The organism is Falsiroseomonas bella (genome assembly GCF_003173615.1).
Lineage (GTDB): Bacteria > Pseudomonadota > Alphaproteobacteria > Acetobacterales > Acetobacteraceae > Falsiroseomonas > Falsiroseomonas bella.
In genome coordinates this window covers 756,129-779,991 of record NZ_QGNA01000002.1, presented here as the reverse complement: position 1 = coordinate 779,991, position 23,863 = coordinate 756,129, and the positions used below count along the sequence as shown (strand labels likewise).

At 71.5% G+C, this 23,863-nt stretch carries 24 protein-coding genes; 14 read left to right on the top strand and 10 right to left on the bottom strand.

Features of this window, described 5'->3' with window-relative positions; translation table 11 throughout:
* Positions 1 to 19 precede the first annotated feature (19 nt).
* The 4 genes from DFH01_RS11920 (at position 20) to DFH01_RS11905 (ending at position 3,569) form a co-directional block, all read left to right on the top strand.
* Positions 20 to 1,012: a tripartite tricarboxylate transporter substrate binding protein gene (locus DFH01_RS11920; protein ID WP_109870637.1), complete on the top strand. Its 993-nt coding sequence runs from the start codon at positions 20 to 22 to the stop codon at positions 1,010 to 1,012.
* 76 nt (positions 1,013 to 1,088) lie between these two features.
* Entirely contained in the window at positions 1,089 to 1,553 is a 465-nt protein-coding gene (locus DFH01_RS11915) for a tripartite tricarboxylate transporter TctB family protein (protein ID WP_109870636.1), read from the top strand.
* Between the two features lie 10 nt (positions 1,554 to 1,563).
* Positions 1,564 to 3,048: a tripartite tricarboxylate transporter permease gene (locus DFH01_RS11910; protein WP_109870635.1), complete on the top strand. Its 1,485-nt coding sequence runs from the start codon at positions 1,564 to 1,566 to the stop codon at positions 3,046 to 3,048.
* Entirely contained in the window at positions 3,045 to 3,569 is a 525-nt protein-coding gene (locus tag DFH01_RS11905) for a GNAT family N-acetyltransferase (protein WP_199231209.1), read from the top strand. The genes DFH01_RS11910 and DFH01_RS11905 overlap by 4 nt, the downstream gene beginning before the upstream one ends.
* 9 nt (positions 3,570 to 3,578) lie before the next feature.
* Here DFH01_RS11905 and DFH01_RS11900 read toward each other — a convergent pair whose 3' ends face one another.
* Complete coding sequence (locus tag DFH01_RS11900; protein WP_109870634.1) at positions 3,579 to 4,538, bottom strand: Bug family tripartite tricarboxylate transporter substrate binding protein; 960 nt, start codon at positions 4,536 to 4,538, stop codon at positions 3,579 to 3,581.
* A gap of 87 nt (positions 4,539 to 4,625) precedes the next feature.
* Between DFH01_RS11900 and DFH01_RS11895 the strand changes: the two genes are divergently transcribed.
* Positions 4,626 to 5,069 (top strand): MaoC/PaaZ C-terminal domain-containing protein, encoded by a 444-nt coding sequence (locus DFH01_RS11895; RefSeq protein WP_109870633.1) that lies wholly within the window; start codon positions 4,626 to 4,628, stop codon positions 5,067 to 5,069.
* A 33-nt stretch (positions 5,070 to 5,102) separates the two neighbouring features.
* On the top strand, positions 5,103 to 5,435 hold the full coding sequence (locus DFH01_RS11890) for a TfoX/Sxy family protein (protein WP_199231208.1): 333 nt from the start codon (positions 5,103 to 5,105) through the stop codon (positions 5,433 to 5,435).
* A gap of 91 nt (positions 5,436 to 5,526) precedes the next feature.
* Here DFH01_RS11890 and fusA read toward each other — a convergent pair whose 3' ends face one another.
* Positions 5,527 to 7,608 (bottom strand): elongation factor G, encoded by a 2,082-nt coding sequence (gene fusA / locus DFH01_RS11885; protein WP_109870631.1) that lies wholly within the window; start codon positions 7,606 to 7,608, stop codon positions 5,527 to 5,529.
* Between the two features lie 260 nt (positions 7,609 to 7,868).
* Between fusA and DFH01_RS11880 the strand changes: the two genes are divergently transcribed.
* Both DFH01_RS11880 and DFH01_RS11875 read left to right on the top strand, forming a co-directional pair.
* Positions 7,869 to 9,224 carry a DUF1800 domain-containing protein gene (locus tag DFH01_RS11880; RefSeq protein ID WP_109870630.1) on the top strand — a complete coding sequence of 452 codons (1,356 nt, stop codon included), beginning with the start codon at positions 7,869 to 7,871 and terminating at the stop codon, positions 9,222 to 9,224.
* Positions 9,221 to 10,411, top strand: a complete 1,191-nt coding sequence (locus DFH01_RS11875) for a DUF1501 domain-containing protein (protein WP_109870629.1) — start codon at positions 9,221 to 9,223, stop codon at positions 10,409 to 10,411. The genes DFH01_RS11880 and DFH01_RS11875 overlap by 4 nt, the downstream gene beginning before the upstream one ends.
* Positions 10,412 to 10,419: 8 nt before the next feature.
* On the opposite strand, the gene DFH01_RS11870 is transcribed toward DFH01_RS11875, so the two are convergent.
* Entirely contained in the window at positions 10,420 to 11,823 is a 1,404-nt protein-coding gene (locus DFH01_RS11870; protein WP_109870628.1) for an L-lactate permease, read from the bottom strand.
* A gap of 47 nt (positions 11,824 to 11,870) precedes the next feature.
* Here DFH01_RS11870 and DFH01_RS11865 point away from each other — a divergent pair, with 47 nt between their 5' ends.
* A complete protein-coding gene (locus DFH01_RS11865) occupies positions 11,871 to 12,308 on the top strand; it encodes a gamma-glutamylcyclotransferase family protein (protein WP_109870627.1) in 438 nt (145 codons plus the stop codon).
* Here DFH01_RS11865 and DFH01_RS11860 read toward each other — a convergent pair.
* On the bottom strand, positions 12,242 to 13,198 hold the full coding sequence (locus DFH01_RS11860) for a DMT family transporter (RefSeq protein WP_109870626.1): 957 nt from the start codon (positions 13,196 to 13,198) through the stop codon (positions 12,242 to 12,244). The two genes, DFH01_RS11865 and DFH01_RS11860, sit on opposite strands and share 67 nt — an antisense overlap.
* Complete coding sequence (locus DFH01_RS11855) at positions 13,195 to 14,055, bottom strand: DMT family transporter (protein WP_109870625.1); 861 nt, start codon at positions 14,053 to 14,055, stop codon at positions 13,195 to 13,197. The genes DFH01_RS11860 and DFH01_RS11855 overlap by 4 nt, the downstream gene beginning before the upstream one ends.
* A 136-nt stretch (positions 14,056 to 14,191) precedes the next feature.
* On the opposite strand from DFH01_RS11855, the gene DFH01_RS11850 reads away from it, so the two are divergent.
* The 4 genes from DFH01_RS11850 to DFH01_RS11835 all read left to right on the top strand — a co-directional run bounded on the left by DFH01_RS11850 (position 14,192) and on the right by DFH01_RS11835 (position 18,047).
* On the top strand, positions 14,192 to 15,262 hold the full coding sequence (locus tag DFH01_RS11850; RefSeq protein WP_109870624.1) for a ketopantoate reductase family protein: 1,071 nt from the start codon (positions 14,192 to 14,194) through the stop codon (positions 15,260 to 15,262).
* Positions 15,259 to 16,011 (top strand): SDR family NAD(P)-dependent oxidoreductase, encoded by a 753-nt coding sequence (locus DFH01_RS11845; RefSeq protein WP_109870623.1) that lies wholly within the window; start codon positions 15,259 to 15,261, stop codon positions 16,009 to 16,011. Before DFH01_RS11850 ends, DFH01_RS11845 begins: the two co-directional genes overlap by 4 nt.
* Before the next feature lie 9 nt (positions 16,012 to 16,020).
* Positions 16,021 to 17,187, top strand: coding sequence for an MFS transporter (locus DFH01_RS11840; RefSeq protein WP_146217044.1), 1,167 nt, complete (start codon positions 16,021 to 16,023; stop codon positions 17,185 to 17,187).
* Between the two features lie 119 nt (positions 17,188 to 17,306).
* On the top strand, positions 17,307 to 18,047 hold the full coding sequence (locus DFH01_RS11835; RefSeq protein ID WP_109870621.1) for a hypothetical protein: 741 nt from the start codon (positions 17,307 to 17,309) through the stop codon (positions 18,045 to 18,047).
* On the opposite strand, the gene DFH01_RS11830 is transcribed toward DFH01_RS11835, so the two are convergent.
* From DFH01_RS11830 to DFH01_RS11815, 4 genes are all read right to left on the bottom strand, one after another.
* Complete coding sequence (locus DFH01_RS11830) at positions 18,010 to 19,296, bottom strand: TRAP transporter large permease (protein WP_109870620.1); 1,287 nt, start codon at positions 19,294 to 19,296, stop codon at positions 18,010 to 18,012. The two genes, DFH01_RS11835 and DFH01_RS11830, sit on opposite strands and share 38 nt — an antisense overlap.
* Entirely contained in the window at positions 19,293 to 19,760 is a 468-nt protein-coding gene (locus DFH01_RS11825) for a TRAP transporter small permease (protein WP_109870619.1), read from the bottom strand. Before DFH01_RS11825 ends, DFH01_RS11830 begins: the two co-directional genes overlap by 4 nt.
* A gap of 6 nt (positions 19,761 to 19,766) precedes the next feature.
* On the bottom strand, positions 19,767 to 20,750 hold the full coding sequence (locus DFH01_RS11820) for a DctP family TRAP transporter solute-binding subunit (protein ID WP_109870618.1): 984 nt from the start codon (positions 20,748 to 20,750) through the stop codon (positions 19,767 to 19,769).
* Between the two features lie 80 nt (positions 20,751 to 20,830).
* Positions 20,831 to 21,988 carry a M20/M25/M40 family metallo-hydrolase gene (locus DFH01_RS11815; RefSeq protein WP_109870617.1) on the bottom strand — a complete coding sequence of 386 codons (1,158 nt, stop codon included), beginning with the start codon at positions 21,986 to 21,988 and terminating at the stop codon, positions 20,831 to 20,833.
* 113 nt (positions 21,989 to 22,101) lie between these two features.
* Between DFH01_RS11815 and DFH01_RS11810 the strand changes: the two genes are divergently transcribed.
* Positions 22,102 to 23,097, top strand: a complete 996-nt coding sequence (locus DFH01_RS11810; protein ID WP_109870616.1) for a TauD/TfdA family dioxygenase — start codon at positions 22,102 to 22,104, stop codon at positions 23,095 to 23,097.
* On the opposite strand, the gene DFH01_RS11805 is transcribed toward DFH01_RS11810, so the two are convergent.
* Positions 23,098 to 23,808: an FkbM family methyltransferase gene (locus DFH01_RS11805; protein WP_158287722.1), complete on the bottom strand. Its 711-nt coding sequence runs from the start codon at positions 23,806 to 23,808 to the stop codon at positions 23,098 to 23,100.
* Positions 23,809 to 23,863 lie beyond the last annotated feature (55 nt).

Sequence of the window (23,863 nt, the reverse complement as noted above, 5' to 3'; positions counted from 1 at the left end):
GCAATGGAGGAGAGCTGTCATGTCCGCACCGCGTTCCAGCGCCTTGGCCCGTCGCACGCTGCTCGCTGCCTCGGGCGGCCTGCTCGCCCTGCCCGCCCTCGGCCAGGCGCGCTTCCCGAACCGGCCCGTGCAGATGGTCGTGCCCTGGGGTGCAGGCGGCGGCACGGATGCCACGGCACGGATCGTCGCGGCCATGCTGGAGCGGCGGCTCGGGCAACCCTTCAACGTGGTGAACCGCACCGGCGGGTCCGGCGTCGTCGGCCACAGCGCGATCGCGACGGCGGCGCCCGACGGCTACACGATCGGGATGATCACGGTCGAGATCACCATGATGCACTGGCAGGGGCTGACCCAGCTCAACCCCGAGAGCTACACGCCGCTGGCGCTGATGAATTCCGACCCGCCGGGCGTGCAGGTGAAGCACGATTCGCCCTTCCAGGACATCAAGGCGCTGGCGGATGCCATCAAGTCCCGCCCCGCCGGCACCTTCAAGGCCAGCGGCACGGGCCAGGGCGGCATCTGGCACCTGGCGCTGGTGGGCTGGCTGCAGGCGATGGGGCTGAAGGGGGACCATGTGCGCTGGGTGCCCTCCAACGGCGCGGCGCCGGCGATGCAGGAACTGGCCGCGGGCGGCGTGGACATCGTCACCTGCTCGGTGCCGGAAGCGCGCGCGATGATCGATGCCGGCCGCGCCAAGGCGCTGGCGATCATGGCGCCGGAGCGCAACCCGATGTTCGCCAGCGTGCCGACCTTGAACGAGACGCTCGGCATCAACTACTCGGTCGGGGCGTGGCGCGGCATCGCCGCGCCGAAGGGCCTGCCGGCGGAGGTCGCCGGCGTGCTGGTGCCGGCGCTCAAGGCCGTCTTCGACGACCAGGAGTTCAAGACTTTCATGACGCAGCGGGGCTTCGGCATGATTTACGCCGATCCGCAGGGCTTCGCGCGCTTCATGGCGGAAGGCGACCGCGCCATGGGCGAGGCGATGCGCGGCGCTGGCCTGGCGCGCGGCTGAGCCTGCGGTCCGATCGGCACGTGCCGGAGGCCGACGCCGTGAATCGGACCGCCAGCAACGAAGGACAACGCCGGGCATGCGGCTGAACGACGCGTTGCTCGGCGCGATCCTCCTCGGGTTCGCGGGCTGGGTGTGGTGGATGACCACCTTCTTCCCCGCCTTCCCGGGGCAGGACTACGGGCCGAACCTGTTCCCGCGGATCCTCGCCTGCGGGATCGCGCTGTGCGGGGCCATGCTGGTGCTGCGCGGGCTCCGCCAGCGTGCGCCGCTCGTTGCCGTGGATGGCTGGATGCGGGACCCGGCCAAGCTCGTTTCGTTCCTGCTGATCCCGGGTGCCACGCTGTTCTACGTCCTGGCCTCGGACAGGCTGGGCTTCATCCCGACGGCCTTCGCGATCCTGCTGGCGCTGGCGCTCTGGTTCCGTGCGCGGCCGCTTGTCGCCCTGCCCGTCGCAGCCGGCGTGACGCTGGCGGTGCACTGGTTCTTCAGCGGGCTGATGCGCGTGCCGCTGCCGCGCGGCCTGATGGACCCGCTGCTGTGACGGTGCGGCGATGGATGCGCTGATCCAGGCCTTCGGGCTCGTCTTCGATCCCTCCGTGCTGGTGGTGATCTTGCTCTCGGCGGTGTTCGGCATGTTCGTCGGCGCCATGCCGGGGCTGACGGCCACGATGGCGACCGCGCTGCTGGTGCCGGTCACCTTCTTCATGCCGCCGATCCCGGCGCTCGGCGCCATCGTGACGGCGACGGCGATGGCGATCTTCGCCGGCGACATCCCGGCCGCGATGCTGCGCATGCCCGGCACGCCCGCCTCGGCGGCCTATGCCGACGAATCCTACGAGATGACGAAGAAGGGCCAGCTCAACCTCAACATGGGGGTGAACCTGGTCTTCTCGGTCGCGGGCGGGCTGGTCGGCGTCGTGGTGCTGATCGCGGCCGCGCCGGCACTGGCCGAGGTCGCGATCAACTTCTCCTCCTTCGAGTATTTCTGGCTCGCCTGCCTCGGCCTCACCTGCGCGGTCTTCCTGACCAATGCGGACGCGGTGAAGGGCTTCCTCTCGCTGTTCCTCGGGCTGCTGCTGGCAACCGTCGGCATCGACCCATCCGCCGGCTTCCCGCGCTTCACCTTCGGCGAGGTGGAGCTGATGCAGGGCATCAACTTCATCGCGACGATGATCGGCATGTTCGCGGTGAGCGAGCTGCTGCGCGGCGCCGTCACCGTGCGCGATGCGGGCCATGTGGTGGTGCAGCAGGTCGGCGACATGTTCCGCGGCCTGGGCGCGGTGTGGCGCCGCTACTGGTTCAACTTCCTCCGCGGCAGCGTGATCGGCACGGTGATCGGGGCGCTGCCGGGCGCGGGCGCCGACATCGCGGCCTGGATCAGCTACGCCGTCTCCAAGCGCTTCTCGAAGGAGCCGGAGAAGTTCGGCACGGGCCATGTCGAGGGCATCGTGGACAGCACCTCCGCGAACAACTCAGCCCTCGGCGGCGCGTGGATCCCGGCCCTGGTCTTCGGCATCCCCGGCGATTCGATCACGGCGATCGTGATCGGCGTGCTCTACATGAAGAACATGAACCCGGGCCCGACGGTGTTCACCGAGAACCCGCAGCTCATCTACTCCGTGTTCCTGATCTTCATCCTGGCCAACCTGATCATGCTCCCGCTCGGCTGGGCGGCGATCAAGAGCGCGCGGCAGATGCTGCGCACCCCGCGCAACCTGCTGCTGCCCTGCATCCTGCTGTTCTGCATCGTCGGCAGCTTCGCCATGACCAACAGCCTCTACGGCGTCGTGCTGATGCTGGTCATGGGCCTGTTCGGCTGGTTCCTGGAGGAGCACGGCATCCCCGTTGCGCCGCTCATCCTTGGCCTCGTGCTCGGCGAGATGCTGGAGCAGACCTTCGTGCAGTCCATGATCAAGGCGGATGGCCACTATCTGGAGTTCTTCGCGCGCCCCATCGCCGGCGTGCTGGGCGTCGCGACGCTGCTGATCTGGGGCGTGATGCTCGCCCGCGGGATCATGCGCAGCGCAAGGCGGTGACCGAAGGCGACGCGATCCGCCCGGCCGGCCCCGCGGATCAGCCCGCGATCGAGACCCTCTACGCCGCCGCCTTCCCGCAGGAGGACATGCTGCCGGTGGTGCGGGCGCTGTCGGAGCTCGCGGGCGTGCTCTCGCTGGTTGCGCTGCGCGGCGGCGGGATCGCCGGCCATGTCGCCTTCACGCCCTGCGCCCTCCGCGGCACGGCGGAGCGGCTCGCGCTGCTGGCGCCGCTCGCCGTGACGCCCGCCCTGCAGCGACGGGGCATCGGCCGCGCGCTCGTCAGCGAAGGCCTGGCGCGGCTGCGTGTTGCAGGCCTCCGCCGCGTGCTGGTGCTGGGCAGCCCGGCCTATTACGGGCGGCTCGGCTTCGGCACGGAGCGCGAGGTCGCGCCACCCTATCCGCTGCCGGCGGCCTGGCGCGACGCCTGGCAGTCGCGGGAGCTTTGCGCCGGCCCGCCGCTGCCCCCCGGCACGCTGATCGTGCCGCCTCCCTGGCAAAGCCGGGCGCTCTGGGCGCCCTGAGGCCGCGCCTCAATCCACCTTGGCGCCGCTGATGCGCACCGCCTCGCCCCATTTCTCCGCTTCGCCGCGCAGGAAGGTGGCGAACTCCTCGGGACCCATGCCGACCGCAATGCTCCCATCCGCCGTGGTGCGGGCGCGGAAGGCGGGATCGGCCAGCGCCGCCTGGATGGCGGCGTTGATCTTGACCACGGGGTCCTGCGGCATGCCGGCGATGCCCAGGATCGCGAACCAGGAGACGACTTCGAAGCCCGGCACCGTCTCGGCAACCGTCGGCACCTCCGGCAGCGCGTGGTTGCGCTGCGCGGAGGTCACGCCAAGACCCCGCAGCCGGTTGCTCTTGATGAGTTCCGTCACCGTCGCGAGCGTGGGGAAGCCGAACTGGACATTGCCGGCCAGCACGTTGTTGACGATGTCGGGCGCGCCGCGGAAGGGCACATGCACCGCCTCGACCTTCGTTGCCGCCTTGAACAGCTCGGCCGCGAGATGCGCGCCGGAGCCGTTGCCGCCGCTGGCGTAGTTCTGGCCCGGGTTCGCCTTGAGGCTCTCGATGAGCGCCGCAGTGGTCGGCGGTCCCTGCATCGGCACAACCAGGCAATGCGGCATGGCGAAGGCGACGGAGATCGGCACAAAATCGCGGAAGGCGTCGAAGCCGAGCCGGCGGCTGGTCAGCGCGGGGTTGATGACCAGCGAATTGGTGCCGAGCAGGATGGTGTAGCCGTCATTCGGGCTGCGCGCCGCGGCTTCGAAGCCGATATTACCGCCCGCACCGCCGCGGTTCTCGACAACGACCGACTGCCCGATCGAGGCGCCGATCCGCTCCGCCAGGTTGCGCGCGATGACGTCGGGCGCGGAGCCTGGGATGAAGGGGACGATCAGGCGCACCGGCCGCGCCGGCCAGGCGCCCTGTGCCAGCACCGCCGGCGCCGCCAGCACTCCGGCGCCGATGACCAGCATGTCGCGACGACGCATGGCCGCCCCTCCCCTTGTTGCTCTGGCGCAAGCCTATCGGCGCCGTGACCCTGGCGGCAAGCCGGTGGCGCCGTTAGCGTCCGGCGCATGACCCCGATCCGCTCCGCCGACGAGCTCCTTCCCGGCCAGGCCTTCGACCTCGGCCGCTTCGTCTTGACGCGCGAGGAGGTCCTCGACTTCGCTCGCCGCTTCGACCCGCAGCCCTTCCACCTGGACGACGATGCGGCCCGGGGGTCCATCTTCGGGCGGCTGGTCGCCAGCGGCGTCCATACCTTCGCCGCAGCCGTCGGCCATCTGATCCGCAGCGGCCTGGTCTCGCAGGTGAACCAGGGCGCCGGCGGGGCAGAGCTGACCTGGGCCGCGGCGCTGGAGCCCGACACGCCGGTGACGATGCGCGTGATCGTGGAGGAGGTGCGCCCGATGCGCAGCAAGCCGCATCTGGCGGTGGTGAAGCTGCGCTATCGCGTGGCGAAGGCGGGCGACGGGACCGTGGTGCTGGACGTCCTGGCGCCGCACTTCATGAAGCGCTGAGCGGCGATGCCGGCCGACCCGCACCTTGCCGACATGATCCGACTTTCGCTCGCGCGGCGGCGCGGGCTGGTCGAGAAGCGGATGTTCGGCGGCATCTGCTGGATGCTGAACGGCAACATGCTCTGCGGCATCGCCAAGGACAGCTTCATGTTCCGGGTGGGACGGGAGCTGGAGGCGGAGGCGCTTGCGCGGCCTGGCACGCGGATCATGGACTTCACCGGCAAGCCGATGCGCGGCTTCGTGCTGGTGGACCCGGATGCGGCGGAGGATGCGGGGCTGGAGGCGTGGATCGCCTTCGCGGCACGTTACGTGGCGGCGCTGCCGCCGAAGGCGCCAAAGGCGCTGTCTGGCCGCGGGAAGGGCTGAACAGCCCGGCTCCGGGAAAGCTGGCGCGGCCCCCACCCCGGCCCTCCCCCGCATTGCGGGGGAGGGAGAGGCGAGCGGGAGAGGAAGAGGATCAGGCGCTCTTCTTCATGATCTCGTCCGCGACGTTGCGCGGCACGGGATCGTAGTGGTGGAACTGCATCGAGAAGCTCGCGCGGCCCTTCGTCATGCCGCGGAGGTTCGAGATGTAGCCGAACATCTCCTTCAGCGGCACATGGGCGCGCACGATGACGCTGGTGCCGGCCATGTCCTGGCTCTGGATCACGCCGCGGCGGCGGTTCAGGTCGCCGACCACGTCGCCGACATGGTCGGACGGCGTGGTGACCTCAACGTCCATGATCGGCTCCAGGATGACCGGGCTCGCCTTCTTCATGCCCTCGCGGAAGCAGGCCTTGGCCGCGATCTCGAAGGCCAGCGCCGAGGAGTCGACGTCGTGGTACTTGCCGTCCACCAGGCGGTACTTGAAGTCCACCGTCGGGAAGCCGGCGAGCACACCGGTGTCGGCCTGCACCTTGATGCCCTTCTCGACCGCCGGGATGTATTCCTTCGGCACCGAGCCGCCGACCACGGCATTCTCGAAGTGGATGCCGGCGTTCCGCTCGAGCGGCTCGAACTCGATCTTCACCTCGGCGTACTGGCCCGAGCCGCCCGACTGCTTCTTGTGGGTGTAGGTCTCGGTGTGCGGGCGGGTGATCGTCTCGCGGTACGCCACCTGCGGCGCGCCGATGTTCGCGTCCACGCCGTATTCGCGCTTCAGGCGGTCGATGATGATCTCGAGATGCAGCTCGCCCATGCCCGAGAGGATGGTCTGGCCGCTCTCCTGGTCGGTGCGCAGGCGCAGCGAGGGATCCTCGCCGGCCAGCTTCTGCAGGCCGAGCGTCATCTTCTCGACGCCTTCCTTGGTCTTCGGCTCGACCGAGATGTCGATGACCGGCACCGGGAAGGCCATGCGCTCCAGCACCACCGGATCCTCGGCGGAGGCGAGCGTGTCGCCGGTGCCGGTGTCCTTCAGGCCGACGAAAGCGGCGATGTCGCCGGCGAAGACCTCCTTGATCTCCTCGCGCTTGTCGGCGTGCATCTGGAACATGCGGCCGACGCGCTCCTTGCCCTCCTTGGTCGTGTTCAGCACCGTGTCGCCGGAGCGCAGCACGCCGCGATACACGCGCACAAAGGTCAGGTTGCCGTACTTGTCGTTGATGATCTTGAAGGCGAGGCCGGCGAAGGGCGCGTTCTCGTCGGCCGGGATCACGCGGCGCTCCGCGTTCTCGTCCTGGCCTTCCTCCGGCGCCACCTTGATGCCCTCGATGTCCACCGGGCTCGGCAGGTAATCGATCACCGCGTCGAGCAGCGGCTGCACGCCCTTGTTCTTGAAGGAGGAGCCGCAGACCACGGGGCGGAACTCGCCGCTGATCGTGCCCTTCTTGATGCACTTCTTCAGGGTCTCGACCGAGACGTCGCCCTTGTCGAAATACTCCTCCATCGCCGCCTCGTCGACGCCGACGACGGTGTCGAGCAGCTTCTGGCGGTACTCGGCGGCCTGGTCCTTGAGATCGTCCGGGATCGGCGCCTCATGGAACTTCGCGCCGAGCTCGTCGCCCTCCCAGATCAGCGCCTTCATCTCGACGAGGTCCACCACGCCCTTCAGCGTGTCCTCGATGCCGATCGGCAGCTGCAGGGTCACCCAGTTGATGCCGAGCTTCTCGGTGAGCGTCGCGGCGGCACGGAAGAAGTCGGCGCCGGTGCGGTCCAGCTTGTTGATGTAGATGATGCGCGGGACGTTGTAGCGGTCAGCCAGGCGCCAGTTGGTCTCGGACTGCGGCTGCACGCCGGCCACGCCCTCGATCACGAACACCGCGCCGTCGAGCACGCGCAGCGACCGGTTCACCTCGATGTTGAAGTCGATGTGGCCGGGGGTGTCGATGACGTTGATGCGGTGGCCCTTCCACTCGGCCGTCACGGCGGCGGAGGTGATGGTGATGCCCCGCTCCCGCTCCTGCTCCATGTAGTCGGTGGTGGTGTTGCCGTCGTGCACCTCACCAATCTTGTGGGACTTGCCGGTGTAATAGAGGATGCGCTCGGTCGTGGTCGTCTTGCCGGCGTCGATATGCGCCGTGATACCGATGTTGCGGATCTTCTCGAGCGGGGTGCGCGCCACGACGGGCCTCCATGGACGAAAGCGGGCGTCCCCAGGGGCCGTTCCGCCCGAGGTGCCCGCCCGATAGTGCCGAATCAGCTATGTGCGGCGCGGAGATGCCCTCTCCCGCCCGGTTTTGCAAGCGCGTATCCGCCGAAGCAGCCCAGCGCGGCCGCATGGCCACACTGTGAACGACGCGGGGCAAGGCGCGTCACCCTTCGTAACGGCGCCCGCGCCACGCCCCGCGCCGCCCGGCGCGCCGGCGTGCTAAAGGTTTCGCCGTGAGCATCCGCAGCCACATCGCGCCGATCCGGTTCGGCCTGGGCCTCCGACTCGGCGAATCGCCGCCGGAGGCGCCGGAGGCCTGGCTTGCGGCACAGATCCGCGAGCCCGGCGCATCGCCGCCCGGCCTGACGGCCAAGGAGGCCGTCATCGCCCAGCTCAGCCACCTGGTGCTGCGCGACGAGGCCGCCGGAATCGCCCAGACCCGCGCGCCGCAATACCGGGCCGCGCTGGAGGGGAACGGCATCGTCCTGCCGGACAGCACGCCCCTCCCCGGCCTGATCCGGCGCGAGACGACGGCCTGGGCCGCGCGGCGGCTGACCTCGCCGCAGCCCTTCAGGGACCGGCTGGTGGATTTCTGGTCCAATCACTTCACCACCGCCCGCCGTGGTGCTGCGATGGCGATCCTGCCGGCGGCGCTGGAGCATGACGCGATCCGCCCGCATGTGACGGGCCGCTTCGCCGACATGCTGGTGGCCGTCACGCGCCATCCGGCGATGCTGATCTACCTGAACAACAACATATCGGTGGGGCCGAACAGCCGCGCAGCCCGCGGTGGGCGCTTCGGGTTGAATGAGAACCTGGCGCGCGAGGTGCTGGAGCTGCACACCCTCTCTCCCGCCGGCGGCTACACCCAGGGCGACGTGCAGGAACTCGCGAAGATCCTGACGGGATGGCGCGTCGCGACGGATCGCCCGCCCTTCGATTTCCAGTGGCAGCCTGCCGCGCATGAGCCCGGCCCGAAATTCCTGCTCGGCCGCCGCTTCGAGGAAGGCGAGGGCAGCCAGGAGGCGGCGCTGCGCTTCCTTGCCGCGCAGCCGGCGACCTGGCGCTTCCTGGCCGTGAAGCTGGCGCGGCATTTCGTGGCCGATGCGCCGCCGCCCGAGGCGGTGCGCGCGCTGGAAAAGGTTCTGCGCGAGACGGACGGCGACCTGGGCGCGGTGGCGCTGGCGCTGGTCGCGCTGCCGCAGGCCTGGGAGCCGCCGCTCTCGAAGTTCCGCGCGCCGCAGGATTTCGTCCTCGCCGCCTGCCGCGCCCTGGGCGTCATGGAGCAGCGGGCGGACCTGGTCGTGAACGGGCTGTTCGCCATGAACCAGCCGCTCTGGATGGCGCCGCAGCCCAATGGCTGGCCGGACATCGCCGAGGCCTGGGCGACGCCGGAGGCGATGATGCGGCGGGTGGACTGGGCCTACACCGTCGCCGGCCGCGCCGGGGTCACGGACCTGCCCGGCGCCGCCGCTGCGGCGCTCGGCCCACTGGCGCGCGCGGAAACCGTGAGCGCCATGCGCGGCGCGGGCTCGCTGCGCGATGCGGCGACGCTGCTGATCGGCAGCCCGGAGTTCATGCACCGATGAGCCACGCCTCCTTCTCCCTCGGCCGCCGCAGCCTGTTGCTCGGGCTCGGCACGGCACTGGTGCTGGGGCGCACCCGCGCCGCCTTCGCGCAGCTTCCGGGCGAGCGCCGCTTCGTCGTGATCCTGCAGCGCGGCGCGATGGACGGGCTCTACGCGGTGCAGCCCTATGCCGACCCGGTTCTGCGCGAGATCCGCGCGCCGCTGGCCCTGCCCGAGCCGGGGCAGGAGGGCGGGCTGCTCGACCTCGGCGGCCGCTTCGGTCTGCACCCGGACTTCGCCAACCTGCACGCCATGTATGCGGCGGACGAGGCGCTGTTGCTGCACGCCATCGCCGGCCCCTATCGCAGCCGGTCGCATTTCGACGCGCAGGACATGCTGGAGAGCGGCGCCGACCAGCGGCTGTCCAGCGGCTGGCTGAACCGCGCCATCTCCGCGCTGCCCAATCCGGCGGAAGCGCGCGCGGGGCTGGCGGTGGGCACCAACGTCCCGTTGCTGATGCGCGGACCGACGCCGGTCGGCGCCTGGTTTCCGCCGGGGGTGGAGCATCCCTCGCCCGATCTCTATGCCCGGCTCGCCGCGCTGCATGCCGGCGATCCGAAGCTCGGCCCAGTCTTCGAGGAAGGGCTGCGCGCCCGCGGCTTCGCCACCAGCACGCTGGGCGAGCCGAGCCGGGAGCGCGACCGCGCGCAGTTCCCCCGCCTCGCCGCGGCGGCGGGACGGCTGCTGGCGGAGGCGGCCGGGCCGCGCGTGGCGGTGCTGGAGCTCGGCGGCTGGGACACGCATGTGAACCAGGCGAACAACATCCGCGGCCCGCTGCGAGCGCTGGATGCCGGGCTCGCCGAGCTGAAGGCGGCGCTCGGCGCGGACTGGGCGCGGACGGCGGTGCTGGTGATCACGGAGTTCGGCCGCACGGCGCGGGCGAACGGCAATGCCGGGACCGATCACGGCACGGCGGGCGTTGCGCTGCTGCTGGGCGGCGCGGTGCGCGGCGGGCGCGTGGTGGCGGACTGGCCCGGCCTCGGGCGGGATGCGCTGCTGGAGAACCGCGACCTGCGCCCGACCGCCGATCTGCGCGCCGTGGCCAAGGGCCTGCTCGCCGGGCATCTCGGCCTGCCGGCCCCGGCCGTCGCGCAGGCCTTCCCGGGCAGCGAGGCGGTCGCGCCGATGGGCGGCCTGCTGCGGGGCTGAGGGCCCCCCTACCCCGCCACTGCCACGGCAAGCCACCCGATCACGAGCACCAGCGCCATGGAGGGCAGCAGCATCCGCCAGATCTGCGCAGGCCGCGTGCCGTCGGCGAGCAGCCCGCAGATCATGGCGGTGACGGCGAAGGACATGCCGGCGCCGGCGGCGCCCGCGAAGTTGTGCAGCGCCGGCGCCAGCAACTCGGGCAGCGCCGCCGCTCGGCCGAGCGCCGCCTGCACCGTCATCAGCGCCGCGTTCGAGCCGACATTGCTGCCCGTCACCATGCCGGAGGCGAGCCCGAGCGGCGGCACCGCATAGGGGGCAAGCGGCCCGAGCGCGCCGGCCAGCGCCTCGGCCAGCGATCCCGCGACGCCCGATCCCGCCAGCCAGCGGGCCAGGATCACATAGAGCAGCATGGCCAGCGCCGGGCGCCGCGCGCGCAGCAGTGCGCCCCGGGCCCGCGCCGGCCCGTCGGGCAGCCGCAGCAGCAGCGCCGCCGCGACCAGCCACAGGATGATCGCCACATGTGTCAGTGGCAGGCCGGGCAAGTCGGCGAAGGGCGTCCAGGCCGGCGCGCCGGCCCAGGCGCGTGCCGTGAGCAGCGCCACCGTCAGCCCGGCATAGGGTGCCAATGTGCGGATCGCGGCGCGCCAGCCGGCCGCGCCCTGCGGCGGATCCAGGCGCCAGAGCAGCAGCAGCAGCGGAACGCCTGTGGCGACGATGCCCGCGGCCTCGAACGGAAACAGCGCGTGGCAGAGCAGCAGCAGCGCGGCGACGCCGCACAGCACCAGCATCTGCGCCAACCGCTCCGCCGGGGGCACGGCGATCCCCGCGGCGGCGCAGAGCCGCCACAGCACCGGGCCGAGCAGCGGATACCAGACGGCGTTCGGCCAGGCAGTCGCGAAGGCCACCGCCTGCGCGGGAAGCCCGACCAGCGCCGCGCCGAGCGCCGTGCCCGGACCGAGCCCGCCCCAGGGCACCAGGCTGAGCGAGAGCAGCGCCATCGCGCCGGCCGGCGCGCCGCGAAGCCCCATCCCGCGCAGCGCCGCCAGCGCGAAGACCGCGCCGACGGCGAAGCCCGTCACGCTCTCCAGGAAGGCGCCGGCCAGCAGCGTCGCGACCAGGATGCGCCGCGGCGTGGCCACGACCGCGCTGCCCTCGGCGGGCGCGCGCTGCACCGCCGCGTGGAACAGCAGCCCGCCGACGACGACGCCGATCGGCTTCAAGGCCAGGAAGGCGCCGCGCAGCGTCTCCTCCGCCAGGAAGCCCGCCGGTGCGGCGCCGTCCGGCAGCGTGAGCAGCACGGCCGGCAGCGCGGCGAGGAGGGCGGCCAGCACCGCCGGCACCGGCCCTGCCCGGCCGGAGACCAGCAGTGCGACGAGCAGCAGCAGCGGCAGCGCCTGGAGCGCGAGGATCATGGGGCGATCCTTGCCCGAAGCGCGAAGCGGCGCGAGGCTGCGCGGCGATGGACGCGCCGACGCTCTACGCCGCCTATGGCAGCAATCTCGACCACGCCCGCATGCGCCACGCGTCGCGCTGCCCCGGGGCGGAGCCGCTCGGCGCCGCGCTGCTGCCGGGCTGGCGGCTGGTGGTGAACCGCTACGCCTCGATCCTGCGCGACGAGGACGCCTTCGTGCCGCTCGGCCTCTGGCGCGTCACGCCGCGGCACCTGCGCGCGCTGGACGTCGCGGAGGGCACGGCGCTCGGCATCTACCGCCGCATCCGCATCCGCCTGCCGCAACCGGTCGGCGGCGCCGCGGAGGCCTGGACCTATGTGGAGCAGGTGCATCGCGCGGGGCCGCCGGCGGCGTGGTATGTCGCGCATCTTCGCCAGGGCTACCGCGACTTCGGGCTGGAGCCCTCGGCGCTGGACTCGGCGCTCTCCGCCGCCGCACCGCGCTGAGGCGGGATGGCGGGCGCCGCGACCAGCGGCGCCGCCTTCCGCCGCGCGACCCGGGCCTCCCGCCGCGTGATGTAGAGCGCGCTGCCGACGATCAGCGCCGCGCCGAAGCCGAGCCACATGTCTGGCATCTCGTTGAACAGCAGCACGCCGAAGGCGGCGGCGAAGACCAGGCGCACATAGCCGATCGGCGCGATGACGCTCGCATCCGCCAGCCGCAGCGCGCTGATCCACAGCACCATCGCGAAAGGCCCGCAAAGCGCCGTCAGCAGCAGCAGCCCGAAATCGCGCCAGCCCGGCCAGGCGAGGCCCGGCCAGGCAACGGGCAGCGCCATCAGCGTGGTCATCAGGCCGATGTAGAACATGATCGTGATGGTGCGCTCGCTGCGCGCCAGCATCTTCGTGGTCAGCACGATGCCGGCGCCCAGGAAGGCGGAGCCGATGGCCGCCGCCACCGGCCAGCCGACCTCCAGCGCGCCGGGGCGCACGATCGCGACCACCCCGGCGAAGCCCACCAACGTCGCGGTCCATCGCCGCCAGCGCACCGCCTCCCCCAGCACGGGCCCGGCGAGCGCGGTGACGAACAGCACGGAGGTGAAGGACAGCACCGTGGCGGTCGCCAGCGGCAGCATCGAGAAGGAGAGAAAATACATGTACCAGGAAATGCCGGAGAGCCCGCCACGCAGCAGGTTCAGCCTGAGCTGGCCCGTGCGCATCACGCCCCGTGGATCCTGAACGAAAGCGGGCATCGCCCAGGCGAGTTGCCCGACGGCGCGGGCCAGCACGATGGTGGCGAGCGGCACGCCCTCGATCGCCTTCACCACGACGGTCTCGAGGTTGAAGAAGAAGGCGGAGGCCACGGCGAGCAGCGCCGCCTTCGTCATCGGCGTCATCGCCGCCGCGCCTCCACCACCGTGACCAGCAGCGCGCCGGACAGGATCGCGGCCATGCCGAGCCAGGACCAGCCATCCGGCGCCTCGCCCCAGGCCAGCCAGCCGGCCAGCGCCAGCAGCGGCAGGCGCAGATATTGCAGCGGCGCGATGGCGGAGGCCTCGCCATGGCGCAGCGCCTCCGTCGTCAGCCAGATCAGAGAGGGTGTGACGAGCGCGATGGCCGCCAGCACCACGGCGTCCACCGCGCCGATGGGCGTCCAGGCGAGGAAGGCGACCGGCAGCGCACCGAGGAAGGTGGTGAGCCCCACCCAGGCCATGATCGTCGCCGTGCCGTCGGTCAGCGTCAGGCTGCGCGAGGTGAGCGTGATGCCGCACCAGGCGACCGCGCTGGCGATGGCGACCGCGGCCCCCAGCGGATCCGCGCCGCCGCCCGGCCGCAGCATCACCAGGATGCCGGCGAAGCCGATCACCGCCGCCGCCCAGCGCCAGGCGCCCACACGCTCGCCCAGCATCGGCCCTGCGAGCAGCGCGGTGATCATCACCGCGGTGAAGCTCAGCGCCGTGGCGGTCGCAAGGTCGAGCATCGTCAGCGAGAGATAGTAGAGCCCCCAGCAGGTCAACGAGGAGGCGCCGCGCGCGAGGTGCATGGGCAGGCGCTGCGTGCGGAAGACGCGCGGCCCCATCGCCATCACGATGGGCGCCACCCAGACGAGCTGCCCCGCGGTGCGCGCGGCGAGCTGCAGGCCCACCGGCACGCCGCGCGCGGTCAGCCAGCGCAGCACCAGCGCCTCCAGCGCGAAGATCGCCGCGGCGACGGCCATCAGCACCGCGCCGCGCAGATTGTCCGACAGCCTCATCTGGGGCTTGGCGCCCGCATTGACCTTCCGCCCATCCCGGCTAGCGTTGTCGCATCTGACGGGCCGCGGGCCGCCGGCACAAGCGCGGCCGGCGCATGCGCGGGTTGCGCGGGCAAGGCGGGCGGGGGATCGGCGCATGGCGAAGGACGCGGAGAAGGCGCATGCGCGGCATGCCGTGGACCACGGGCCGATCCTGGTCTGGGGCGCCGGCGCCATCGGCGGCACGGTCGGCGCGCATCTGGTCCGTGCCCGCCACGCCGTGGTCTTCGTGGACATCGCCGAGGATCACGTCGCCGCCATCCGCGACCCGGCGCGGGGGCTTGCCATCGAGGGACCGGTCGCCGCCTTCGGCGTGACGGCGCCGGCCTTCACGCCCGCGACCGTGCAGGGCGTGTTCCGCCGCGTGTTCCTCTGCGTGAAGACGCACGACACCGAAGCCGCCTGCCGCCAGCTGCTGCCGCACCTCGCCCCCGACGGCTACGTGCTGTCGCTGCAGAACGGACTGTGCGAGCGGGTCATCGCCGATGTCTGCGGCGCGGAGCGCACGATGGGCGCCTTCGTGAACTTCGGCGCCGACTGGCTCGGCCCGGGGCGCATCCTATACGGCAACCGCGGCGCAGTGGTGGTGGGCGAGCTGGATGGCGCGCGCACGCCGCGCGTAGAGGCGCTGCACGCGCTGCTGCGCGAGACGTTCGAGCCGGACGCGGTGCTGACGGACAACATCTGGGGCTATCTCTGGGGCAAGCTGGCCTATTCCTCGCTGCTCTATATGCAGGGCCTGGCGGAGAAGGGCATCGCCGACACGCTGGCGCGGCCGGAACTGCTGCCGCTGATCCGCGCGCTGTGCGGCGAGGTGATGGCAGTGGCACGGGCCGAGGGCGTGCGCCCGCTCGGCTTCAACGGCTTCGATCCGGCCGCCTTCATGCCCGGCGCGACGGAAGACGCCGCACGCCGATCCGTCGCGGCGCTGGAGGCGTTCAACCGACCCAACGCCAAGACGCATTCGGGCATCTGGCGCGACCTGTGGGTGCGCCATCGCGCAACGCCCGCGGATGCGCAGATCGGCGCGGCGATCCCGATCGGCAGGACGCATGGGCTCGCCTGCCCGACGCTCGAGAGGCTGATCGCGATGATCAAGCAATGCGAGCGCGGCGAGCGGCCGATGTCCGACGACAACCTAACCGAACTGGCGAGGGACCTCCCATGAACATCCGCTTCGACGGCGCGACGGTCGCCGTCACCGGTGCCGGCCATGGCTTCGGCCGCGCCATCGCGCAGAGCTTCGACCGCCTGGGCGCGCGGGTCTTCGCCTGCGATCTCTCGGAGGCCGAGCTGGCCGAGACGAAGCAGGGCACCGGCATCACCACCGCCGCCTTCGACCTGACGGCCAAGGGCGCCGCGGCGGGTTGGATCAAATCCATCGAGGACGCGACCGGTGGGCCCGTCGGCGTGCTGGTCTGCAACGCCGGCGGCGTGCGCGGCCAGGCGATGCGCCCGGTCGAGGACGTGCCGGAGGAGGACTGGCACGCGATCTTCGACATCAACACCCATGCCGCCTTCAACCTGGCGCGCGCGGTGGTGCCGGGCATGAAGAAGGCCGGGGCGGGGCGCATCGTGACGATCAGCTCCGGCGCCGGCCTCAAGCCGAGCAAGACCGGCATCCAGGCCTATTGCGCCGCGAAGCACGCGCTGGTCGGGCTGACGAAGCAGCTCTCGCGCGAGCTCGGGCCGTTCAACATCACGGTGAACAGCGTCGCGCCGGGCTTCGTGCTGTCCAACCCCTCCACCATCGTGCAGTTCGAGGGCTATGGCGAAGCGGGCAAGAAGGCGCTGGTCGAGGGCATCGCGCTGCGCCGCCTCGGCACGCCGCAGGACATCGCCAATGGCGTGCTGTTCCTCGCCAGCGAGCAGGCGAACTGGATCAGCGGGCAGGTGCTGTCGGTGGATGGCGGCTAGCGCCGCGCGGTGAGCGCGCCACCGCCATTGCCGTGGGCGCTTGTCGCGGCGTCGGCGCTCACCTTCTTCGCGCTGTCCTCGAGCGGCAGCAGCCGCGCGCCCTTCCTGCTCGAGATGTCGCAGGACCTGGCGGTTAGCCTCTCGCTCACCGCCAACATCATGGCGCTGAACGCGATCTCCTGGGGCGTCGCCTCGCTGGTCGCGGGCGCCTGGTCGGACCGCGTCGGGCGGCGGCCCTTCCTGATCGGCGGGCCGGTCGCGCTCGCCATCTGCATGGTCGCGACCGCACTCGCCCAGAGCTTCTGGGCCGTCGCCTTCTGGGCGACCGCGGCGGGCGCCGCGGCGGGCTGCATCTCGCCGACCGTCGTCTCCGAGGTGTCGTCGCGCGTCGAGGACCGGCAGCGCGGCCGGGCGCTGGGCTGGACGCTCTCGGGGCAGTCCATGGCGCTGCTGCTCGGCGTGCCGGGCGCGGCCTGGATCGGCGCCTCCATCGGCTGGCGCGGCGTCAGCGTCTGCGTCGGCGCGATGGCGCTGCTCGCAGCACTCGGCATGCTGCTGACGACGCGGCGGCCCGTCGCGCAGCGGGGCGGCGGCACGCGGCGGCGCACCGACTACCGCGCCGCGATGACGCCGCGCGTGCTGCGCCTGCTGACGATGGGCGTGGCGGAGCGCAGCTGCTACGCGCTCGCCGTCACCTTCTTCCCGACCTTCCTGCAGACCGCCTATGGCCTTTCGCTTGCCGGCCTGGCGCTGCCGCTCGCGATCTTCGCGCTCGGCAACATCCTCGGCACGCTGCTTGGCGGGCAATTGGCGGACCGGCTGCCGAACCGGATGCTGACCTTCGCCGGTGCGATGGCCTGCTGCGGGCTCGTCTCGCTGCCGCTGTTCCTCTGGCAGGGCGGCATGGTCGCAACGGCGGCGCTCGGCTTCGCCTTCATCATGGCGGCGTCTGTGTCGCGCCCCTGCCTGATGGCGGCGCTGAGCAACGTGCCGGATGAGGTGCGCGGCACGGTGCTGGGGCTGAACGTGACCTCCGCCTCGATCGGCTGGCTCGCGGCGGCGGCGCTCGGCGGGCTGGTGATCGCGGCCTTCGGCTTCGCGGGCTTCGCGCCGATGGCGGCGGGGCTCGCGCTGCTCGGGACCGTGCTGGCGCTGGGCGGGCGGCGTGCCGGCTAACTCCGGCGAACTCGATCGAGGGTTTGTGACAAGAGCGGGTGACAGACGATCACTATCGTGACTTCGCGGCTAGAAGTGCGCGGCATCCGCATCGGGCTGTGCAGGGGGATCGAACCCAGATGAACGAAGATCCGATCAGCATTGGCGAGATGCTTCTTATCGCAGGCGCGGCGCGTAGGCTGTACAGGGCGGTGGCCGACTTCCTGGACAGGAACAGAACAAACGGCCACGGCACCTTCCGGGAGCACGCTGACTCCGTGAAACACTTCACGGGCTACATCGAGGCGTCGCATGCAACCCTCAGCCCGGTGCGTCTTTTCGGACTGTCGAATACCATCGCGGTTCATGCGCTGCAGATGGCGCGGCGGATTACGAAGGACGATATCCCTAGGGGAGTCTCGTCGCAGCTGTATGTCTACAGCCGACCGGAGAGCAGCTTGCAAATGTGGCTGAGCAGCGGTGCGCAGAGCTTCGGAAGCGTGCTGGTGCCCTGGACGGTACCTAGAGAGGGGGAGGGAAGTGACGCCCCGGGCATATGCGTGCGGGCCTTCTGCTCTAATCGTCTCTGGATCAAGAAGGGCGACTTCGAACAGCGCGATGGCGATCCGCTGAAGGAGATCATGGCACTGCCGATCGTCCCCAGACTTTGCGCCCAGGACAATGACTTGGCTGCCTTGACAGTCTCGAGCAGGACTGTGGGCTTCTTCCCGGATGACAACGAGCTTCATGACGGTCAGCGCGCACGAATCAAGGTGGTGCAGGAGATACTGCAACAGTTGAATGCGATTTACCGGAACCTCTCGGTCAGCGGCGCTGGCGACGTCAGCGCCCCAGCAGCAGGTGCGGCAGGAAAGTCGTGAGCGGCGGGAAGAGCGTGGTCGCCAGCAGCACCGCCAGAAGCGGCAGCAGCCAGGGCACGATCGCGCGCGACATCGCGCCGAAGCTGATGCCGGCGATCTTGGCCGTGACGAACAGCACCACGCCGACCGGCGGCGTGACCGTGCCGATCATCAGGTTCAGCACGAAGATCAGGCCGAAATGCACCGGGTCGATCCCGAACTGCGCCGCGGCCGGCGTCAGGATCGGGATCAGGATCAGCATCGCCGCCAGAGCCTCCATGAAGCAGCCGACCAGCAGCAGGCCAACATTCACGGCCAGCAGGAACACCAGCGGGTTGCCGATCAGCTCCACGATCATCGGCCCGAAGGTCTGCGGGATGCGCGAGATGGAGAGGCACCAGCCGAGTGCCGCCGCCGTCATCACCAGCGCCAGCACCACGCCGGTGGTGTTCACCGTCTGCACGATCAGCTCCGGCAGGTCGCGCAGCCGGAAGTCGCGATAGACGAAAAGCCCGAGCACCAGCGCGTAGCTCGCCGCCACCGCCGCCGCCTCGGTCGGCGTGAAGATGCCGCCGATCATGCCGCCGAACAGGATCACCGGGGTCATCAGCGCCCAATGGGCGCGGCGATAGGCGATCCAGACCTCGCGCAGCCCAGGGAAGCGCGAGCGTTCCAGCCCGCGCCGCCGCGCCACAACCGTCACCATCGCCATCAGGCTGCCCGCCATGAGCAGCCCGGGGATCACGCCGGCCAGGGACAGCCCGCCGATCGAGACATCCGCCGACACGCCGTAGATCACCATCGGCAGCGAGGGCGGGATGATCGGGCCGATGGTCGCCGAGGCCGCGGTGATCGCCGCCGCCGTCTCCGCGTCGTAGCCCTCGTCCTTCATCGCCTTGATCTCGAGCGTGCCGACGCCGCCCGCATCGGCCACCGCCGAGCCCGACATGCCGGCGAAGATCACGCTGGCGAGGATGTTGGCGTGGCAGAGCCCGCCGCGCAGCCAGCCGACGCAGACCCGCGCGAAGCCGAAGATGCGGTCGGTCACGCCCGCCGCGTTCATGATGTTGCCCATCAGGATGAACAGCGGCGCCGCAAGCAGAGGGAAGGAATTCGCCGCCTGCCCGATCTTCTGCGGCACGATCGCGGGATTGATCCCGGCCAGGAAGACGAAGGCGAAGCAGGCCAGCCCCATCGTGGCGTAGAGCGGCACGCCGGCCAGCATCGCCAGCACCCAGCCCGCCAGCACCCAGCCCATCGTCTCCGTCACGGAGACGCGCCCCGGATCGCGCGCAGCATCTCAAGCAGCGCCTGCCCGGCGAGCAATGCTGCGGCGAAGGGGACGGGCACATAGAGCAGCCCTGCCGGCAGCGGCAGGCTGACCCATTCCACGTCCCAGTTCCGCTCGATCAGCGGCCAGCCCCACCACAGCAGCGCCAGCGCGAAGATAAGGCAAAGCAGCTGGATCAGCGCCTCCGCCGCGCGACGGGCGCCGCCCGGCAGCAGGTCCACGACCGCGCCGATGCGGATATGCTCGCGCCCGCGCGCGCCGATCATCCAGCCGGCGAAGCCGGTCCAGACCAGCAGATACTGCGCCGCCTCGTCCGACCAGCTCACCGGATCGCCGAGCTGGCGGGAGACGACGCCCGTCATCACCGCCAGCAGCAGCGAAACCAGCAGCAGCACCGCGACGACGCGGAGCGCGCCGTCGAGCCAGCCGGAAAGGCGCGTCACGCGCGGCTACAGCGCCTTCAGCGCATCGAAGGCGCCGCGGCCCCAGCGGCTCTCGAACTGCGCGGGGACCTTGGCCAGCACCGGCGCGCTCCAGGCGGCGACGTCGGGCTCGATCACCGTCATCCCGGCGCCGCGCAACTCACTCACCGCGCGCGCCTCCTGCGCCAGCAATTCCTGGTCCTGCCAGGCGGCGGCGGAAGCGAAGGCGGCCTGCATCGCGTCGCGGTCCGGCGCGCGCAGGCCGCGCCAGAAGGCATCGTTCACGATGATGATGCGCGGCGTTATGATGTGCTCGGTCAGCACCAGGAATTTCTGCACCTCGAACAGCTTGGCGGACTGGATGGTGGGCAGCGGGTTCTCCTGCCCGTCCACCGCGCCCTGGCTGAGCGCCAGATACAGCTCGGGGAAGGCGATCGGCGTGGCGCGCGCGCCCCAGGCCTCGGCCATGGCGCGGAACACATCCACCGGCGGCACGCGAAGCCGGAAGCCCTGCATGTCCGCGGGGCTGCGCACCTGCCGGCTGCCGGCCGTCAGGTGCCGCTTGCCGTAATAGGTGACGTTGAGCATCCGCATGCCGCGGCGGGAGACGAGCTCGTCATTCATCCGCCCGAAGACCGGCGTGCCGGAGGCCTTGGCCAGATGCGCGGCGTCGCGCCAGAGATACGGCGCCTCGAACAGCGTCAGCGCGGGCAGGAAGGCGCCGAGCGCGCCGGCGCCGTCCGTGGTGAATTGCAGCGCGCCGGCCGAGACGGCCTCCATCATGTCGCGCCCGCTGCCGAGCTGGCCGCCCGGGAAGGCCTGGATCTGGATGCGGCCGGAGGTCTTGTCGCGCAGCTCGGCCGCGATCCGCTCGATCATCAGCACCTGCGGGTGGTTCGCGGGCAGCAGGTCGCCCCAGCGCACCACGGTGGCCTGGGCGCGCAGCGTGGTCGGCGCAGCGAGCGCGCCCAGCGCGGCGCCGGCGAGAATCGCGCGACGGCGGATCGTCATGGTCCTGGCCCTTTCCATCCCTCAGCGGGGCGTGTCGGGGCCGCCCCTGGCGTCATCGCACTCCCGGAACGGGGGCGGCGTCAACGGCCGAGTGTGGCGAACAGCCCCGCCAGCAGCCGCGCCCGCGGCACCAGGCTGCCCACGGTGATGTGCTCGTCGAGCGTATGCGCGCCCGTTCCGCCGATCCCGAGCCCGTCCAGCGTCGGGATGCCCATGGCACCCGTGAAGTTGCCGTCCGATCCGCCGCCGCTGCTCTGGTGGTTGATGTCGAAGCCGATCGCCTGCGCCAGGCCACGCGCATGGGCATACAGCGCCATGACGCCGGCGTCGGGCTCCCACACCGGGCGCGTGACGCCGCGCTTCACCTCCAGCACGACGTCGGGCGTCGAGGATGTCAGCGCGAGCATGCGCTCCACGCCGGCATCGAGGTCGGCCTGGCGCTTCGCCATGCTCAGCACCTCCAGGTCGCAATGCGTGGCCACGCAGTTCACCCATTGCCCGCCGCGGATGACGCCGGCGGAGAAGGTGCAGTCCTCCGTCGTCATCGCCTCGATCGCCAGCACCTGGCGGCACATCTCGCGGATCGCGCTGCGCCCTTCGGAAAGCGTGGAGCCCGCGTGACTCGGCCGGCCGGTGGTGCGCAGGTTGAAGCGCGCGATGGCGTAGCGGCCGCTCACCACGCCGCCATCCGGCCGCGCCGGTTCCGGCACCAGCACGAACTTCGCGCGCGCAGCCTCCGCCTCGATCAGGTCGCGGGTAGAGGGGCTGCCCACCTCCTCGTCCGAGGTCAGCAGGAAGGTGACGGGCAGCGGCGTCGCCATGCCGGCCTGGCCGAGCCGGCGGATCGCCTCCACCGCCAGATAGGTGCCGCCCTTCATGTCGAAGATGCCCGGGCCGCGCACCGTGCCGCCGTCGCGCCGCCAGGGCAGCTTCTGCAGCGTGCCGACGGGATGGACCGTGTCGAGATGCGCCAGCACCAGGATGCCCGGCGCGGCTTCCCCCGCGGCATGGGGGAAGCGGGCGCGCACGCAGTCGCCGAAGCCCATGCGGCCGGCGATCCGCTCGACGCGCGCGCCGAGCAGCGCAAGCTCCCGCCCCGCCAGATCCATCATCCGGTTCACGGCGGCGGGGTCGAAGGTGGGGGATTCGCATTCCACCCAGGGGCGCAGGCCGGCCAGGATGGCCTCGGCGTCGAAGGGCAGGTCGAGCGCGGGGTGGCGGGTTGGGACGGCATCCATCGGGCGATCTCCGGCAGTCTGCCGACAGCCTGCGGTCGCGGCGCAGAGACGGCAAGGCCATCCCGCGCAGGCCGCAGGTGTCGCGGCCGCCGCCGCCTGCTAGCCTCGGCACGATGAGCGCAACCACCCCTCCCCCCGGGCCGCGCCCGCGTCTCGTGCCCCAGGCCGGATCTGCCGCCTGGCGCGCCGAGGATCTCCACCCCGCCGACTGGATGATGCCGCTCGGCGCCGAGGATGCCGCCGAGATCGAGGCGGTGCTCGGCACGCTCGGCGGCCGCGCCCCCGCAAGCGCCGCCGAGGCGCCGCTGCCGCGCCTCGGCGCCGTGCTGCGCCAGGCGGCGAGCCGGCTCGACACCGGCCGCGGCCTCGTGCTGCTGCGCGGCCTCAATCTCGATCGCCTGGGGGGGGACGAGGCGGCGGCGGAGGCGCTGCTGCTGGTGCTCGGCGCCCATCTCGGTCGCGCGCTGCCGCAGGGGCCGGCGGGCGAGGCGGTGCATCGTCTCGAAAGCCCGGCGACGGGCGCCACGCGCTGGCGCTTCCACGCCGACGGCGCAGACATCGTCGCCCTTCTCACCTTGCGCCAGCCGCCGGATGTGGATCCGGTGATGCTGGTCTCGGCGGCGGCCGTCCATAACGAGATGCTGAAGCGGAACCGGTCCGCGCTGGAGCTTCTCTACGGCCCGATGCCGCATCTGCTGCTGCAGGCGCAGGGCACGACGCCGACCGTGGTGGAACTGCCGGTGTTCAGCACGGCCTCCGGCGCCTTCGTCGGCCGCTACGCGCGCGACGCGATCGAGGCGGCGCAGCGCCTGCCCGAGACGCCGCGGCTCACCGCCGCACAGGTCGAGGCGCTGGACGCGCTGGATGCGGTCTGCGCCGAAGCCGGGCTGGCCTTGCGCATGGAGGTGCGGCCGGGCGACGTGCTGCTGTTCAACCCGCTGCTGGTCTGGAAGCGCCGGGCCGAGGCGGTGGAGGGCGACGCCGGGGCGGTGCGCCAGGCGCTGCGGCTGCTGCTGGTCACGCCGAGCTCGCGCGCCCTGCCGCATGGCCTCGCGGCGGTGGGCCAGGGCCCGGCGCCGGCCGGCGGCAGCGGCATGGTCGGCGGCTGATCAGCCAGCGGCCTCGCCGGCCTCCGGACCGGTGCCGGTGCGGTAGAGATGCACCACCTCCGCGGCGGAGTGCCGCAGGTCGAGCCGGAAGCCTTGCGCGATGAGATGCGCGATCATGGTGTTCGTCTTCCGCACCCCGGCCTTCCGGTAGTGGGTTTCCATGATGATCGCCTCTATGCCGTCGAGGGCCGACCCGCCCAGCAACTCGACTTCCCCGCCCTCGATATCCACGATCATGGCCGTGACGCGGTGGCGTTCGATCTCCTCCTCCAGGCAGAGCAGCGGCACCTGGATCGCGCGCGACCTGCTCATGCCGGCAGGCGACAGGGCGGAGGACACGATGGAGCCGGAGAGGTGGAAGATGATCTCCGTCGCCGGGTCCTCCGCCAGGCGGCGCCTTGGCGCCAGGACGCCATGCGCCAGCGCGATCGCCATGCCGTTCGCCGCGAAATGCCGGCGGGCGAGCGCCACGTTGTCCGGATGCGCCTCGTAGCAGAAGACATTCTCCGGCCCGACGATGCGGGCCGCCTGCATCGCCACGAAGCCCGTGCAGGTGCCGAGTTCCATGACACGCTGGCCCGGCCGGAGCAGCGTCTTCACCAGCCGCACCTCGCGCCCCTCGTACACGCCGCGCCGCAGCGCATCGAGGGCGTGGGCCAGCCGCGGCTCCTCGACGTCCAGCAGCAGGCCGTCGAAGGCTTCGAATTCCATGACGCCCATCCTAGCCGCATCCGTCCGCGGGCGCGATGCGTTGCAACGCCGGCTT